Source organism: Clostridioides sp. ES-S-0049-02 (assembly GCF_020658465.1).
GTDB lineage: Bacteria > Bacillota > Clostridia > Peptostreptococcales > Peptostreptococcaceae > Clostridioides.
Window position 1 is genome coordinate 304419 of record NZ_JACVWG010000002.1, and the last position, 17802, is coordinate 322220.

Consider the following 17802-nt stretch of genomic DNA (forward strand, 5'->3'; position numbering starts at 1 on the left):
TATGGCAATAGTTAATATGAACAAGATATCTATTGTTGGCTTAGAAGCTCAAAAAAGCCAAATTTTAAAGCTACTTATGAACCGTGGATTTGTTCAGATTGATGATAGTGCCTTTCTTACTGAAATGGATGAGTTAAAAAATCATCTTACAAAAGATGGTGAGGAGTCAGAGGTTATAATGCTAGAACAGAAGATGGCACATGTGAATCAAGCGATTGACATTGTTTCTTCACTAGTGAAACAAAAGAAAGCTATGTTTGCACCAAAAAGAGAATTTAACAAAATTGACAGTGAAAAAGAAGATGAAATTTATGCTGAAGTTTTGGAGTTAAATAATCTAAATAAAGAGATAGGTACAATAAGGAGTAACATAAATTTATTAAATAATAATAAAAGTATGTTAGAGCCATGGGTAAACTTTGATGTTCCTTTTGAAAAGATGGAAACTAAGTATACAAAAACTATTCTAGGAACTATACCCACAAATGCAAATATTGATGCTTTAAGAGTTAGACTAGAGGATGAAGTGCCAGAAAGTGTTCTTGGAATTATTGATTCTGACAAGTTAATGAACTATGTTTATTTAATTACTTTAAAAGAAACTTTTGATAATGCTACAGAAGTTCTTAAAGAATTTAATTTTACAATAGTTACATTACCAAGTGAGGAAGGTACACCATCACAAGCTATCAAGAAATACAATGAAATGATAATTAGACAGGAAAACGTTTCTAAAAATAAGACAGAAGAAATCAAAAATCATGGAAATAATATACACATGCTTGAAAATCTATATGACTTTTACACTATAGAAAGAGACCAGAAAAAGATTATAGAGAGACTTGTAAAAACAAAAACAACATTCTGTCTTAATGGTTGGTTACCAAGTAAAAGTGCAAGCGACCTAATTAGTGAAATCACAGAAAAGTTTGATTGTTGTGTTCAAACAGAGGAAGGAAACAAAGAAGAAGGTTTCCCGATTCTACTTGAAAACAATAAACTTGTAACACCTTTTGAAAGTGTAACAAACATGTACAGTTGTCCAAGCACAAAAGATATTGACCCAAATACGATTATGACTTTTTTCTATGTTGTATTCTTTGGAATGATGCTAAGTGATGCTGCATATGGGATAATAATTGCCCTAGCTTGTGGATTTATTGTATACAAATCAAAAATGAAAAAGGGTGAAGGAAATTTAATTAAACTTATTGGTATTTGTGGAGTTTCAACTACTATATGGGGTCTTATATTCGGGGGTATTTTGGGGGATTTAGTTCCTATAAAAGCTTTAATTAATCCTTTAGAGGATGTTATGGTACTTATGGGGATGTCATTACTGTTCGGTATTATCCATATATATGTAGGTTTGGGAATTAAAGCATATACATTAATAAGAGATGGAAAGGTAATAGATGCAATTTTTGATATAGGGTTTTGGTATTTATGTATAACAGGGGTATGTCTACTTATAATACCTTTTGTTGCAGGAGATATTGGCGTATTTTCTGAAGTAGGAAAATATTTAGCAATTATAGGTGCTATAGGTCTTATCCTTACTCAAGGAAGAAGCTTTAAAGGTGTTCCTGTTAAGCTTTTTAAAGGATTTTCAAGTCTTTATGGTATAACAAGTTATTTTGCTGATATATTATCTTATACAAGAATTATGGCTCTTTGTCTAACAACAGGAGTTATAGGGCAGGTTATCAATCTTTTAGGGGCTATAGCTGGTCCAATATTTGCAGTTGTAATTGGTGTTGTAGGACACACAATAAACCTTCTTATAAATGCACTAGGTGCATATGTTCATACAAGTAGGTTACAGTATGTAGAATTTTTCAATAAGTTTTATGAAGGCGGAGGAGTTCCTTTTGTTCCGTTTAAGTATAAAACAAAATATACAAGCATTAATAAAAAGGAGATGTAAATATGGAATTTTTAAACGCGTTAGGAAATGGTCAATTTTTGGCAATATCAGGAGCTGCTATAGCAGCGTTATTTGCAGGTATGGGTTCTGCTAAAGGTACTTCAATAGCAGGTCAAGCCGCAGCAGGTGTTGTAACAGAAGACCCTAGTAAATTCGGTCAACTTCTAGTTTTGCAACTTCTTCCTGGTACACAAGGTCTATATGGATTTATCATAGCTTTCCTTATTTTATCAAAAGCAGGAATTATTGGTGGAGATGCGATACCAACATCAGCTCAAGGTTTACAACTTCTTATGGCAGGACTTCCAATTGGTCTAGTTGGCTTAGTATCAGGTATTGCACAAGGTAAGGCAGCAGCAGCAGGGGTTGGAATAGTTGCTAAAAGACCTGAAGAACTTGGTAAAGCTATAACATTTGCAGCGATAGTTGAAACATATGCTCTTTTAGGACTACTTGTTTCTTTCTTAGCTTACAATGGAATTGCAGTTGGTTAATTATAGAATATAATTCATAAGTAAAAAAAATGAAAAGGAGGAAGCACTCCTATGGGTAATGAACAAAAAATGATTGACAGAATTATAGCTGATGCCAAACAAGAGGCACAAGAAATATTGGATAAAGCTAAAAGTGAAGCAGATTTAAAGATAAGTTCAGCTAATGAAAAAGCTGAAAAGGAAATGGCTTCCTATACAAAGCTTGCAGAGGCAGAAGCAGAGAAAGCAGCTTCTAAGGAAATATCAGGAGCTTATATGGAGGCTAAGAAACAAATATTATCAAAGAAACAACAGATTTTAGAAGCAGTAATTTTAGAAGCTAAAAATAAACTTCTAAATCTTAAAGATAGTGAATATGAACAAATTATATTAAATATGATTGAAAAAGCGAATTGTACAGATGGATCTGAGATAGTATTATCTAAAAAAGATAGAAAAACATTAAAAGATGTATTATCTAAAAAAGGCATTAAAGTATCTGATGAAACTAGAGATATTACTGGAGGTTTCATAGTTAAAAAAGGTGACATTGAGTATAATTATTCGTTTGAAGCTATAATTGCAGTAGAGCATGAAGATATTGAGCAAATTGCAGCAGAAATTTTGTTTAATTAAGGAGGGGGGTTAAAAGATGGCAGAAGAAAAAACTTATCCCTATGCCGTGGCACGAATAAGAGTGCTTGAAAAACAGCTTCTTAACAGACAAATGTTTATTCAAATGGCAGAAGCTAAAAGCCCTGAAGACTCTTTAAGAATTATAGCAGAAGCGGGTTATACGGATTCGTCAAATAATAATGTTCACAATTTTGAGAATGTTTTGACTCAAGAATTATCTAAAACATATGAAATTCTTAAAGGTCTAGCCCCTGAAGAAAAATTTGTTGATGTATTCCTTTATAAAAATGATTATCATAACTTAAAAGTTTTGATTAAAGAAGAAATTTCTGGTGTAGATGGTGAAAAGTACTTAATTGATGGAGGTACAATTTCACTTGCGAAGCTTAAAGAATCTTTAGCAAATCGTAGTTTTAGTGATTTACCTAAGATAATGGCAGGAGCAATAATAGATGCATTTGATATTTATAGTAAAACACAAAATGGTCAGATGGTTGATATTGTTTTAGATAAAGCAACTTTTTCAAGTATGAAAGAGACAGCTACAGAAAGTCAAAATAAATTTGTAATAGATTATGTTATGAAAGTTTGTGATTTAACAAATCTAAAGAGTTTTATAAGAGTTAAAAACATGAAGAAAGATTTTGATATGTTTATGAATGTGTTTGTTTCAGGTGGCTCACTTGATAAAGAAAAATTCTTAGAAGCTTTTTCTTCAGACACTCCAGCATCATGTTTTAAATCTACTTCTTACTCTGATGTCTGTAAAAATGGCATGGATAGTGGATTTACTGTCTTTGAAAAACTTTGTGATGATTATCTTATGGAATATGTTAGAGATGCAAAATTTAAACCTCTTACACTAGAACCGCTAATTGCATATTTATATGCTAAAGAATCAGAAATAAAAACAATTAGGATTATTATGACTAGTAAGCTTAATAATATAGACGCAGATACTATAAAAGAAAGGCTAAGGGATGCTTATGTATAAGGTAGGAGTAGTTGGAGATAAAGATAGCATCATGGGATTTTTAGCTCTTGGAATAGATATCTTCCCAGCCTATGATAGTGACGAAATTAAAAAAAGTATACATAAGTTGGTTGAAGATGAATATGCGATAATTTATATTACAGAACAGGCGTCATTGCTTGCAAAAGAATCAATAGCAAAATACAAAGACTATCAACTTCCTGCTATTATAGTTATTCCAGGTATTGGAGGAAGTATGGGATTAGGTATGAATGAAGTAAGAGAATCTAGTAAACGTGCTATAGGTGCAGATATATTATTTAAAGAATAGATGCAAATTGAATAAGAGACAATCTCAAATTTTGTTAATGCTAAAAAATGTATTGATAAAATATAGGAGGGAATATTTAAATTTTGATAAAGTATATGATTGCAGGTGAGAGAATATGAAAACAGGCACAATTGTAAAGGTGTCAGGACCGCTTGTTGTAGCGGAGGGCATGAGAGATGCGAATATGTTTGACGTCGTAAGAGTTTCTGATAAACATCTTATAGGCGAGATTATTGAAATGCATGGAGATAAGGCTTCTATACAGGTTTATGAGGAAACTTCTGGTCTAGGACCAGGAGAAGAAGTGGTTTCTCTTGGAATGCCTATGAGTGTTGAACTTGGGCCAGGTCTTATTTCAACTATTTATGATGGTATTCAACGTCCACTTGAAAAAATGTATGAAATTTCAGGTACTAATATAACTAAAGGTGTTGAAGTATCTTCACTTGATAGAACAATTAAATGGGAATTCAAACCTAAAAAATCTGCTGGTGATAAAGTCGTAGCAGGAGATATAATTGGGGTAGTTCAAGAAACTGCTGTAGTGGAATGTAAGATTATGGTTCCTTATGGCGTAAAAGGTACTATAAAAGAAATATATTCTGGAGAATTTACTGTTGAGGATACAGTTTGTGTTATCACAGACGAAAAAGGTAATGATATAGCTGTAACTATGATGCAAAAATGGCCAGTTAGAAAAGAAAGACCATATAGGGAAAAGAAAACACCAGATTCACTTCTTGTTACAGGTCAAAGAGTTATAGATACATTTTTCCCAATTACAAAAGGTGGGGTAGCAGCTATTCCAGGACCTTTTGGAAGTGGAAAAACTGTTACACAGCATCAGCTTGCTAAATGGGCAGATGCAGATATAGTTGTATATATAGGATGTGGAGAACGTGGAAATGAAATGACAGATGTTCTTCTTGAATTCCCTGAACTAAAAGACCCGAGAACAGGTGAGTCACTTATGCAAAGAACAGTACTTATAGCTAATACATCAGATATGCCAGTTGCTGCGCGTGAGGCCTCTATATACACTGGTATTACAATAGCTGAATATTTTAGAGATATGGGATACAGTGTTGCACTTATGGCAGATTCTACATCAAGATGGGCAGAGGCTCTTAGAGAGATGAGTGGTCGCTTGGAAGAGATGCCAGGTGAAGAAGGTTACCCAGCGTATTTAGGTTCGCGTCTTGCTCAATTCTATGAGAGAGCAGGAAAAGTAAACTGTCTAGGTATGGATGATAGAGAAGGAACTCTTACAGCAATTGGTGCTGTTTCTCCTCCTGGTGGTGATACATCAGAACCTGTTAGCCAAGCAACACTTCGTATAGTAAAAGTATTCTGGGGACTTGATGCTTCATTAGCATATAAACGTCACTTCCCAGCAATTAACTGGTTAACAAGTTATTCACTTTATCAGGAGAAAGTTGATGTATGGGCAGATAAAAATGTAAATGATAATTTCTCAGCTCAAAGAGCTCAAGCTATGAAACTTTTGCAAGTTGAATCTGAGCTTCAAGAGATAGTTCAATTGGTTGGTGTTGACTCACTTTCAGATGGAGATAGATTGATACTAGAAGTCACTCGTTCTATAAGAGAGGACTTCCTTCATCAAAACTCTTTCCATGAAGTTGATACTTATACATCACTTCACAAACAGTATAGAATGATGGGGCTTATTCTAAAATTCTATAAGTCAGCACAAGATGCTATTAAGCAAAATGTTACTATAAATGATATTATCAAGCTTTCAGTTCTTGAAAAGATTGGTCGTGCTAAGTATGTAGAAGAAGATAAACTAGATGCTGCTTACGATGCAATTGAAGATGAAATAGACAACGAGCTTGCTGACCTTATTAAAAAGAGGGGGGCTGAAGAACTATGATAAAGGAATATAAGTCAATACAAGAGGTAGCTGGTCCTCTTATGTTAATAAACGGCGTAGAAGGTGTAAAATTTGATGAACTTGGAGAAATTGAGCTTTCAAGTGGAGAAATTCGTCGTTGTAAAGTTCTAGAAGTAAATGAAGATACTGCACTTGTTCAACTTTTTGAAAGTTCAACAGGTATAAACCTTGCTGAAAGTAAAGTACGTTTTTTAGGAAAGAGTCTTGATTTTGGAGTTTCACCAGACATATTAGGTCGTGTTTTTAGTGGGATGGGTAAACCTATTGATGGTGGACCAGAAATTATACCAGATAAAAGACTTGATATAAATGGTGCACCTATAAATCCAGCAGCACGTGATTATCCAGCTGAGTTTATACAGACTGGTGTTTCTGCTATAGACGGGCTTAATACCTTGGTTAGAGGGCAAAAACTTCCTATATTCTCAGGTTCTGGTTTGCCACATGCTAATCTTGCAGTTCAAATTGCAAGACAGGCAAAAGTTCGTGGAACTGACTCTAAGTTTGCCGTTGTATTTGCAGCTGTTGGTATAACTTTTGAAGATGCAGATTTCTTCATAAGTGATTTTAAAGCAACAGGAGCAATTGACCGTTCTGTGGTATTTGTAAACCTTGCAAATGACCCAGCAGTAGAGCGTGTATCTACACCTAGAATGGCACTTACAGCAGCAGAATACCTTGCTTTTGAGCAAGATATGCATGTACTTGTTATAATAACAGATATTACAAACTATGCAGAAGCATTACGTGAAGTTTCCGCAGCCAAAAAAGAAGTTCCAGGACGTCGTGGATATCCAGGTTATCTTTATACTGACCTTGCTACAATGTATGAAAGAGCAGGAAAAATGAAAGGACATGAAGGGTCTATAACAATGATTCCAATACTTACAATGCCTGAGGATGATAAAACACATCCAATTCCTGACCTTACAGGATACATTACAGAAGGACAAATTATACTTAACCGTGAACTTTATAAAAAAGATATACAACCTCCTATAGATGTTTTACCATCACTTTCTCGTCTTAAAGATAAGGGGATTGGTAAAGGTAAGACTCGTGAGGACCACGCAGATACAATGAACCAGCTTTTTGCAGCATATTCAAGAGGTAAAGATGCAAAAGAACTTATGGCAATATTGGGTGAATCTGCACTTTCTGAAATTGATTTAATGTATGCAAAATTTGCAGATGAATTTGAGAAAGAATACGTTTCACAAGGATTTAGAACTGACAGAACTATTGAGCAAACATTAGAAATTGGATGGAAGCTTCTTAGTATGTTACCAAAAAGTGAACTTAAACGTATTCGTGATGAATATTTTGAAAAATATATGCCTAAGGAGTGATATCTGTGGCTAGATTAAATATAAATCCAACACGTATGGAAATGACTAGACTTAAGAAACTCCTTAAAACTGCGACAAGAGGTCATAAGCTTCTTAAAGATAAGCTTGATGAACTTATGAAACAATTTCTTGAAATTGTAAGAGAAAATAAGCGATTACGTGAAGAAGCAGAAAATGCTCTCGATGCTGCTTATAAAAATTTTATAATTGCAAGGGCAGTTATGAGTCAGGAGTATCTAGGTTCAGCACTTATGATGCCAAAACAATCTGTTTCTGTAGGTGTTTCTACAAGAAACATAATGAGTGTTGATGTTCCTGTGTTTGACTTTAAAACTGAAAACAATCAAAGTGATATTTATCCTTATGGTCTTGCTTTTACATCAGGTGAATTAGATTCTGCTATGGAAGCATTTTCAGATGCAATGGAACCACTTTTAAGACTTGCAGAAAGTGAAAAAAGTGCACAGCTTCTTGCACAAGAGATAGAAAAGACACGTAGACGTGTTAATGCTCTTGAAAATGTAATGATACCAAATTACATTGAAACTATTAAGTATATTGCTATGAAGCTTGAAGAAAATGAGAGAGCAAGTACTACTAGACTTATGAAGGTTAAGGATATGGTGCTTAAAAAAGCACTTGAAGAAAAAAAGAAAAATGATTTGGTTGGATAATTAAATACTTATAAAAATAAGCCTAACATCCTAGTTTATAGGAGTTAGGCTTTTTAGTGCAAGTAAGCACATATTCGGAATTGGCGGTATCAATTAATTACCTATTAATCTCTCAATATTCATTTCAATACTCCAGATGTAAAAGTTATGTATATTCTACCTTGTATATAAAAAAGCTCAAATAAAATCATACTCATATGGGTAAAAGGGTGTTTTTTATAAGAATTTTTATGAAGATATAATGGTCTATATGCCTAGAACTTTGTAAAAAAATAATAAATTTAACAAAAATTTCTAAAAATTAACGAACTGTTAATTTACACTTAACTTCGTATTAACAAATTAGGTGTATTATATAAACATAAGCAAAAACAATAAAAAACAATTAAAAAAAGACAAAAACACAAAAAGGGGGAAGATATGAAAGAATTTATATTTACTTGTCTGTGTATTGTAGTAATTGCATTTATGACAAGTTGCATATCAACAACACCACAAACTACTCAAGGAAAAGGAAATAATAAACTTACAATATATGCAGCATTAGAAGAAGAGCAAATAGCTTACTATATGGAAGGATTTAGAGAAGAGTATCCTAATATTGATGTAGAAATAGTTATGGATTCTCATGGTGTAATAGCTTCAAAATTATTAGCAGAAAAGGATAATCCACAAGCAGATGTTATATGGGGATTATCAGCAATGAATATGATAGAACTAAAAGAAGATGGGGCACTTGAAGCATATAAGCCTAAAAATTATGACAAGGTAGATAAGAGATTTAAGGATACTGGAAAAGATGTATCATGGGTAGGTATGAGTGTACCAGAGACAGCAATAGTAGTTAATTACAAAGAACTTGAAAAATTAGGCCTAGATGTTCCAAAAGGATATAATGATTTAATAAAACCAGAGTACAAAGGTCTTATAACAATGCCAAATCCAGCATCATCTGGTACAGGTTATCTTACAGTATCAGGACTTATTCAAATGATGGGTGAAAAAGAAGCTTATAATTACATGGATAAACTACATAAGAATATAGCTACATATACACATTCAGGTTCGAAACCTGCAAAACTAGCTGGTTCAGGAGAATACCCAATAGGCATTACACTTGGATATAGAGCTACACAGCAATTGTCTAGTGGAGAACCTATAGAAGTAGTATTTCCAAAAGAAGGTTCAGGTTGGGATTTAGAAGCAAATGCTTTGGTTAAGAAAGATAATATAAAAAAAGAAGCAAAATTGTTTTTAGATTGGGCAATAAGTGATTCAGCTATGGACAGATATGCACATGAAGTAGCAGTGACTTCTATAAAGACAGATAATCCTGTACCAAAAGGTTACTCTAAACGTCCATTAGAACAGCTGATTAAAGAAGTTGATTTAAACTCTGCATCAAAAAATAGAAGTGCAGTGTTAAAAACTTGGGAATCAAAGTATGGTTCAAAATCTGAAAGTAAGTAAAAGTTAAATGGATTTTTTAATAGAAATAGAGAAAAGAAATTTATAAGAAAAATTAAAATATAAAATTAAAAAAACAAATATAATTGTATAAGGGGAGATTAGATATGAGTTACTTAAAAATAAATAATGTGTTCAAGAGTTATGACCAAAAAAGAGTGTTAAACAATATTAGTTTAGATATTGAAGAAGGTGAGTTTCTATGTTTACTTGGACCTAGTGGATGTGGAAAAACTACATTACTTAGAATAATAGCAGGGCTTGAAGATGTAAATAGTGGAGCTATAATTCTTCAAGATAAAGATATAACAGAGTTAGAGCCATCAAAGAGAGGTTTTGGGATAGTATTTCAATCATATGCATTATTTCCAAATATGACAGCATATAATAATATAGCTTTTCCGCTTAAAGAAAGAAAGGTACCAAAAGAAAAGATAGATAAGAAGGTTAGAGAAGTGCTTGAAACAGTTGGATTGAGTAATGAAGCTCATAAGTATCCTAAAGCATTGTCAGGAGGTCAACAACAGAGAATTGCAATAGCAAGAGCATTAGCACTTGAGCCAAAGTTTTTACTTTTAGATGAGCCAATGTCTGCACTTGATGCAAAAGTTAGACACAAACTTAGAATGGATATTAAAAAACTACAGAAAGAATTAAATATAACAACAATAATGGTAACACATGACCAGGAAGAAGCTATAACTATGGCAGACAAAATTGCAATCTTAAATGGTGGTGACATAATGCAAATAGGGACTCCAGAAGAAATATATCAAAATCCTCAAAACCTATTTACAGCTCAATTTATAGGAGATACAAACTGTTTTGATAGAGGAGATTCTATATTAACTGTAAGACCAGAATATGTTCAAATAGAAAAGTCAACAAAAGAAAATTGTCATGGAACAATATCTAATATAGAATTTAGAGGGAATCTATTGAGAGTGGAAATAAAAGATAAATTAAATGAAAATTTTATAATAAGTGATGTTTCTATAAAAGAATGGGTTAATTTAAATTTAGTAGAGGGTGACTTTGTAAGTGTAAGTATAGATGAAAAATACTATTTAAAGTATCCAAAAGTTAAAGGAGCATAAATATATGAATAATAATGCTATAAGTTCTAAAAGTTTAGATATTAAATCTAAAATAAATTTAGATATAAAAAAATGTATGCTTACAGTATTAGTTATGTCTTTGGTAATATTTTTATTGGCACCCATAATCTATCTGTTTGTACAAGCATTTTTAGATAAAGATGGAGTTTTTGTTGGATTACAAAATTTTAAAGAGTATTTAGCTTCTGAAGCACTGTTAAATTCTCTGAAAAATACAATATTTGTATCTGTTATATCAACTGTAATATCTTTAACTCTCGCACTAGTGTATGCATATGCACTAACAAGAACAAAGATTAAGTTTAAAGGACTTCTTAAATCTATAGCGATGTTTCCTATGTTTGCCCCTACAATGATGCATGCTATAGGTTTGGTATATTTATTTGGAAATCAAGGGGTAGTGACTAATTTATTTGGAATAAATATTCCGATATATGGTTCAATTGGAATAGTATTAGCACAAATTATATATGTATTTCCTCAATCATTTCAGATACTTTATATATCACTAAATTCAACTGATTATAGATTATATGAAGCTAGCAATGCTATGGGAATAAGCAAGATAAGAGAGTTTTTAAGTATAACGATACCTAGCATTAAGTACTCTTTAATAAGTTCAGCATTTGTATCATTCACATTGTGCTTTACAGACTTTGGAGCTCCAAAAGTTATTGGAGGAGATTTCAATGTACTATCAATAGATGTATACAAGCAAATTATAGGGCAGCAAAATATGCCTATGGGAGCAACTGTATCAATATTACTTTTGATACCTGCAATAATATCTTTTATAGTAACTAAAAAAATCGAAAAAAATCAAAATTCATATATAAATTCAAAATCAATCCCATATAAGGTTAAATTTAATAAGTTAAGAGACAGTATATTTGGAGTCATTGTAGGAATTATTGCATTTGGAATAATAGCTGTAATGTTGACTGTAATCTTATCTTCACTAATATCTGTTTGGCCATATGATTTAAGACTCACACTTGAACACTTTTCTATGAAAAGTAGTATTGATGGAATTAAGCCATTTATAAATTCAATAGAAATGTCATTACTGACAGCTATTCTTGGGACAAGTTTTGTTTTCTTATTTGCATATCTAAACGAAAAAACAGAAAAAGCTCCATATTTAAAATCATTTGGGTATTTTTTAAGTACATTGCCTATGGCATTACCAGGGTTAGTGTTAGGTATAGCTTATGTACTATTCTTTAATAAATTAGAGTTTAATCTAATGGATACAATATACATTAAGAACTTGTTTAATGGATTGTATGGAACATTATTTATTATGGTTATATGCAATGTGGTACATTTTTTCTCAGTAGCTTTTATAACTGCAACTACAGCTATTAAGAAAGTGGACAAAGAATTAGACATGGTGGCAAAATCAATGGGAATAAATAGTGCATCAATTCTTAAGAATGTAACAATACCACTTTGTTTGCCAGCAGTTTTAGAAAACTTTATGTATTTTTTCTTAAATTCTATGGTAACAATATCAGCACTAGTATTTATATATACAGCAAGTTCAAAGGTAGCAGCTATATCAATTGTACAGTTAGATGATAAGGGAAGTACAGCACAAGCAGCAGCACTAGCTGTATTGATATTAATTACAAATGTGCTAGTTAAGGTAATACATGAATTTATAAAAAATCGTTTGGAAAAAAGAGCAAATTTTAACTAAAGAAGTTATTGTATAAAAATACACATATTAAAGAAGTCTATTCTTATAATTTATTGTTTATAGAATAGACTTTTTTATATAAATTTAAAATAAATATTAATCGTTTTTATTAATTTTTCTTTTGTTACAATACATTTCAGAATCTGCACGATGGTATGTATCAAATAAAGAGTTGTCTAAGTTTTCATCGAAAACTGCATATCCAATAGACATGGATAAATTTAATTCATTAGTAGCGTTTTCTTCAATTATTTTTAAATTAATCTTATTGACAATACTATCTATTTCTTCATGATAGGAATCTTTTAAAATAATTATATACTCATCTCCACCAACGCGATAAACTATATGTTTTTTATTTATTACATCTTGTATAATTTTACTTGCATTTTTAATGTATAAATCTCCTGTTTGATGGCCAAATTTATCATTGATTTTTTTAAGGCCATCTAAATCTATTGACATTATAGAAATTGGTTGTTTAAGATTTGAATTGTTTAAGTTATTCATATCTATTTCAAAAGCGTTTCTATTTTTTAATCCTGTTAGATAATCAGTATTGGCAAAATCAGTATATGTAGGATTAGATATACGTTTAAACAGGATTACTGCTACTAATGCTGATATTAAACAGGTTAATAAAGCTATAAAAGGAGTAACTATACTTATAAATCTAAAGGTATTGTATTGATGTTTTGCTTCAAATTCAATTCCCATTACTCCAACGACTTTACCAACATCATTATGGATGGGAAAGTACGATATAAATATATGTCCCCAAGATGTTTTTTTTATTTTTTTAGGTAGCAATATATTATTATCTAGTGCTTTGTTAAGGTCACCCCAAATCTCTTTTTCTATCAAATCACCAGCATTTCTAAAATCGCTTCTAGATGAATCTAAACCATCAACAACATATACTAATGAGCCATCTTTTGTTTTTTTTGCAGTGTATAAGTACATAACTCCAGTAGTATTTTTTACAGATTCCAATAGCACTTTAGCACTTTTATAAGACTCTTTTGAGTGGTCTTTTTCAGAATTAATTTCAATAAAGGTATCTTTATCAAGATTTTTTTCTACATACTTATATATATGTCTTGACCTCTCACTTAAAGTATAAATCATATCATTATAAGTGAGTGCATAATTAAAAAAATAAACACATGAAGAAGAAATTATTACAATAATTGCAGTAAGTATTGAAACTTGCATATCAACTCTATTGAATTTTTTATTTATTTCCATATCCCAAATTTTTTGTAAAAAAATATTTCACAAAATCTCCCCATAATTAATGTATATCTATAAATATTACCATAATATACATCTATATTATCAAAATCATCTAAAAATTACAATCTATAATTTAGCTTAAAAGATTCAAATACAAGGCTTTTTAAAATTACACTATACTTTAATAAATAAACATTATAATATCTTAATAGTATTTATATTATAATTATTTTATTTATTAATACCTGCTAATATATCACATACTATGTCAATTCTTTTAAATGGTGTAATAATATAATAACCATCTACATAAGGTTCAATTTCTTTTGCTATTTGAGTTGATATATTGATAGCAAGTTTAGTAGATTGTTCTTTTGAAGCATCTTTGTACATGTCTATAATGTCTTGTGAAACAGTAATTCCTGAAATTTCATTATTCATAAAACAAGCATTTTTGTAACTTACTACAGGTATAATTCCACCTAGTATCTTTGCAGGAAGTATTTCCTTAGCTTTTTTTAAGTTTAATAAAGCTTGCTCTGTTAAAACTGGTTGAGTTAAAAACATAGTAACCCCATTTTCTATTTTAATCTTAGCGTGCTTAAGTTGAGAATCAAAGTTTGTTGCATTTATATTTAAAGCTCCAAATATATTAAATGGAGTATTAAAGGTATCTTTATTTAAAGTTTTTATGTAATTTGCTAGTATAGAAGAGTTAAAACTGAACATGGCCTTTATTTCATCTCTTTCAGCAGAAGGTATAGGGTCTCCAGTTACTACTAACACGTTGTTTATGTTTTCAATATTTAATCCTAAAAGAAGAGCTTTTGTAGCATTAATATTTCTATCTCTACATGTCATATGTGGAATAGGAGTGATGTCTAACTCTCTCTTTATTTTACAAGCTAATAAACTACTATCAACTCTTGCTCTTGCTATAGGGCAGTCAGCAATTGTTATTGCATCAACTCCGTAGTTTTTTAGTTTTTCAGCACTATTCATAAAAAATTCAATATCTGTATCAATAGGAGGGTCTAATTCAACTGCTATAATTTTTTTACCTCCATCAAGCTTTTCTAAGAGCTCGTTTTTTGCTACAGATTTAATTTTTTCTTTTGGAGAAATATCATTTTTTATGGCAACATTGCCTTTGTATAAAGAATTTATTATTTCAACAGTTTTTTTGATAAATTCAGGTGTTGTACCACAGCATCCACCTAGTATATGAACCCCTTGATTTAATATTTCTAGCATCTGTTCTGAAAAATAGTCTGAGTTATCTTCAAAAAATGTACGATTATTGATAATAGTTGGATAGCCTGCATTAGGCATAATAGAAACTATATTGTCATTAATATCAAGTGTCTTTATAAAATGTAATAAATGGTGTGGGCCAGAGATACAATTAAATCCTAATGCATCAATATTTTTGTCCTTGGAAATAGATTTAAAGATGTTAGTTCCACTTTTTCCAAGTCTAGTAAAGCCCTCTGGATTAACTGCAAATTCTGTTAAGATAAATGCATTTGGTTGTTTTTCTTTTATATAACTTGAGATTTCTGGTAAATATTCATCACTACTAAATGTTTCAAATAGAAAGTTAGTTGCTCCAATTTCTAAAAATACGTCTACTATTTTCTTATAGTCAGGTAACAAATTTCTATCATTTAGAGCAGGTATTGGACCAATATCAGCAAATATAAATACATCTGTATTTCTTGTTGCCTCTAATGCAATTTCATACCCACTTTTTATAATATCTTTGACAGTTTTAAAATCACACTCTAGAAGTGTTTCATTTGCTGCAAAAGTATTTGTCTTAATAGCCATACATCCAGCTTTTATATATTCCTCGTGGATAGACAATATTGTAGATGCATCATTTATATTGGCTATTTCACAATTGAAAGGACTATTTTTTAGTTTGGAATAGTATGTACCCATTGCACCATCAAAAACTAAAACAGAGTCTTTGATATATTCATTTATGTTCATTGCTTCACCTCATACGAATTTAAAATATTTTAAGTATTAGTATATCAACCCCAAAAAAACTTGTCAATCTTTGGAAAATATAGTGGAATATATTGGCCTATATAACAAGTTTGTTGGTGATTTTGATATATTTACTTAATGGTATTAAAATAAGAACCATAGTGGTGAGATAGTGATATAATTATATCTATTGCTGAAAATCAATGATAAACATTACCATATTTTATTATAGTTAACACAATTTGAAACTACATAGACAGGTAATATATATTAAATAATCTAAAAATGCTATATTATAAGTAAATTCTTGTAAATGGGGTATATTGTACAGAGTAGAATTTGTATTAATGACTGGGAAGAATAATATAGATATTCAAGGTGTTAAATGTACTGTTATAGAGAAATAATATATGGTAGATTAGAAAAGTAGAAGCTAAAAATCATTTTAAATTAGTAACTTTATTTCAACTTATTGAGTTTAAATATAATAAATTTATTTATGATGGTAAATTTACTTAAATAAACATAGTAGTTGATTTAAGTGTACAATTAAAGGGCTTTTTAATTTTATAATTATAATATAAAAGAGGTGGAAAATGAAAAATAGACTTGATTTAACAGAAGGAAGTATTACTGAAAAGTTACTTAAACTATCACTCCCAATAATGGGGACTTCATTTATACAAATGGGATATAACATGATAGACATGATATGGGTTGGTAAAGCTGGAAGTAAAGCAGTAGCTGCAGTTGGGACAGCGGGATTTTTTCCATGGCTTGCAATGGCATTTATTATGATTTCAAAAGTAGGTGGTGAAGTAAAGGTAGCACAAAGTATAGGAGAAAATAATATAAGCACTACTAAATCATATATAAAATCAGCAGTAGAAGTAAACCTTATGTTGGCAATAATATATACTATGGTTTTGATAGTACTCAATAAACAACTAATAGGTTTTTTCAGATTGGGAGATTTAGAAGTTATATCTATGTCCAGACAATATTTAATAATAGTAGCTTTAGGTATGGTATTTTATTTTATCAATCCAGTATTTACTGCAATTTTCAATGGACTTGGGAATAGTAGAACACCTTTTTGCATCAATACAATAGGGCTAATAACTAATATTATACTTGACCCTGTTCTAATTTTTGGATGGGGACCTGCTCCAAAACTTGGAGTTGCAGGAGCTGCTATTGCTACTGTATTTGCACAAATAGTAGTTACTACATGTTTTCTATATATAATACTTAAGAGTAAAGAGGAGTATTTTAAGATAAAAATCTTCAGAAAAATAGAACTTAAATACTATAAAGTGTTATATAAGTTAGGTTTTCCTGTAGCTATACAAAGTGGAATGTTTACAATATTTTCAATGTTGCTTGGTGTAATAGTGGCTTCATGGGGGCCTGTTGCAGTTGCAGTGCAAAAAGTAGGGTCACAAATAGAAGCAATATCATGGATGACTGCTGAAGGATTAGCTGTTGCATTAGGAAGCTTTGTTGGACAAAATTATGGAGCCAAAAAGTATTCTAGAATAAATAAAGGATGTAAAATAGCTATAATTGTATCTTCTATACTTGGAATAATGACAACCTTAGTATTGATATTTGCAGGTGGAAGTATTTTTTCTGTTTTTATAGATGAAAGTGAAGCAATAGAAAAAGGAGCTATGTATCTTAAAATATTAGGATACTCTCAATTTTTTATGTGTCTAGAAATAATAACAACAGGAGCTTTTAAAGGATTAGGTAGAACATATATACCTTCTATAATAGTTACTGTATTGACTGGTGCAAGAGTACCATTAGCTTACTTTATATCTAGACCAGAAATATTAGGATTAAATGGTGTTTGGTGGAGTATAACAATATCAAGTATATTAAAGGGAATATTAATGATAAGTTTATTTATATATTTGCTTAAACTTGGGAAATTATATAAGGTATCTAAATAAAATTTAATTTATATTAAATGTATAGACATTTTGTTTATTTGTATATAA

Annotated in this window: 14 protein-coding genes; 12 read left to right on the forward strand and 2 right to left on the reverse strand. The window is 30.8% G+C overall.

Translation table 11 applies throughout. The annotated features are described in order from the left end of the window. Window position 1: 1 nt before the first annotated feature. The 11 genes from IC213_RS07605 (at window position 2) to IC213_RS07655 (ending at window position 12565) form a co-directional block, all read left to right on the forward strand. On the forward strand, window positions 2-1927 hold the full coding sequence (locus IC213_RS07605; protein ID WP_227482031.1) for a V-type ATP synthase subunit I: 1926 nt from the start codon (window positions 2-4) through the stop codon (window positions 1925-1927). Between the two features lie 2 nt (window positions 1928-1929). Further along, window positions 1930-2421, forward strand: coding sequence for a V-type ATP synthase subunit K (locus IC213_RS07610; protein WP_021385913.1), 492 nt, complete (start codon window positions 1930-1932; stop codon window positions 2419-2421). A 51-nt stretch (window positions 2422-2472) separates the two neighbouring features. Then, window positions 2473-3036, forward strand: coding sequence for a V-type ATP synthase subunit E (locus IC213_RS07615; RefSeq protein WP_227433964.1), 564 nt, complete (start codon window positions 2473-2475; stop codon window positions 3034-3036). A gap of 16 nt (window positions 3037-3052) precedes the next feature. Beyond that, window positions 3053-4030 (forward strand): V-type ATP synthase subunit C, encoded by a 978-nt coding sequence (locus IC213_RS07620; RefSeq protein ID WP_227433965.1) that lies wholly within the window; start codon window positions 3053-3055, stop codon window positions 4028-4030. Further along, window positions 4023-4340, forward strand: coding sequence for a V-type ATP synthase subunit F (locus IC213_RS07625; protein ID WP_009893746.1), 318 nt, complete (start codon window positions 4023-4025; stop codon window positions 4338-4340). The genes IC213_RS07620 and IC213_RS07625 overlap by 8 nt, the downstream gene beginning before the upstream one ends. A gap of 115 nt (window positions 4341-4455) precedes the next feature. Further along, window positions 4456-6234 (forward strand): V-type ATP synthase subunit A, encoded by a 1779-nt coding sequence (locus tag IC213_RS07630; RefSeq protein ID WP_227433967.1) that lies wholly within the window; start codon window positions 4456-4458, stop codon window positions 6232-6234. Next, window positions 6231-7604, forward strand: a complete 1374-nt coding sequence (locus IC213_RS07635) for a V-type ATP synthase subunit B (RefSeq protein ID WP_227433968.1) — start codon at window positions 6231-6233, stop codon at window positions 7602-7604. Before IC213_RS07630 ends, IC213_RS07635 begins: the two co-directional genes overlap by 4 nt. Window positions 7605-7609: 5 nt before the next feature. Then, window positions 7610-8278 (forward strand): V-type ATP synthase subunit D, encoded by a 669-nt coding sequence (locus tag IC213_RS07640; protein WP_227482033.1) that lies wholly within the window; start codon window positions 7610-7612, stop codon window positions 8276-8278. Window positions 8279-8698: 420 nt separating this feature from the next. Continuing rightward, window positions 8699-9748 carry a putative 2-aminoethylphosphonate ABC transporter substrate-binding protein gene (locus IC213_RS07645; protein ID WP_227433970.1) on the forward strand — a complete coding sequence of 350 codons (1050 nt, stop codon included), beginning with the start codon at window positions 8699-8701 and terminating at the stop codon, window positions 9746-9748. Between the two features lie 104 nt (window positions 9749-9852). Next, window positions 9853-10842, forward strand: coding sequence for an ABC transporter ATP-binding protein (locus IC213_RS07650; protein WP_227433971.1), 990 nt, complete (start codon window positions 9853-9855; stop codon window positions 10840-10842). Window positions 10843-10846: 4 nt separating this feature from the next. Further along, window positions 10847-12565, forward strand: a complete 1719-nt coding sequence (locus IC213_RS07655; protein ID WP_227862946.1) for a putative 2-aminoethylphosphonate ABC transporter permease subunit — start codon at window positions 10847-10849, stop codon at window positions 12563-12565. A 96-nt stretch (window positions 12566-12661) separates the two neighbouring features. Here the strand turns inward: IC213_RS07655 and IC213_RS07660 are convergent, their stop codons facing one another. Continuing rightward, entirely contained in the window at window positions 12662-13813 is a 1152-nt protein-coding gene (locus tag IC213_RS07660; RefSeq protein ID WP_227482035.1) for a GGDEF domain-containing protein, read from the reverse strand. Window positions 13814-14032: 219 nt separating this feature from the next. Continuing rightward, on the reverse strand, window positions 14033-15796 hold the full coding sequence (locus IC213_RS07665; protein ID WP_227433974.1) for a bifunctional homocysteine S-methyltransferase/methylenetetrahydrofolate reductase: 1764 nt from the start codon (window positions 15794-15796) through the stop codon (window positions 14033-14035). A 596-nt stretch (window positions 15797-16392) separates the two neighbouring features. Here IC213_RS07665 and IC213_RS07670 point away from each other — a divergent pair. Then, complete coding sequence (locus IC213_RS07670; protein ID WP_227862947.1) at window positions 16393-17754, forward strand: MATE family efflux transporter; 1362 nt, start codon at window positions 16393-16395, stop codon at window positions 17752-17754. Window positions 17755-17802: the final 48 nt, after the last annotated feature.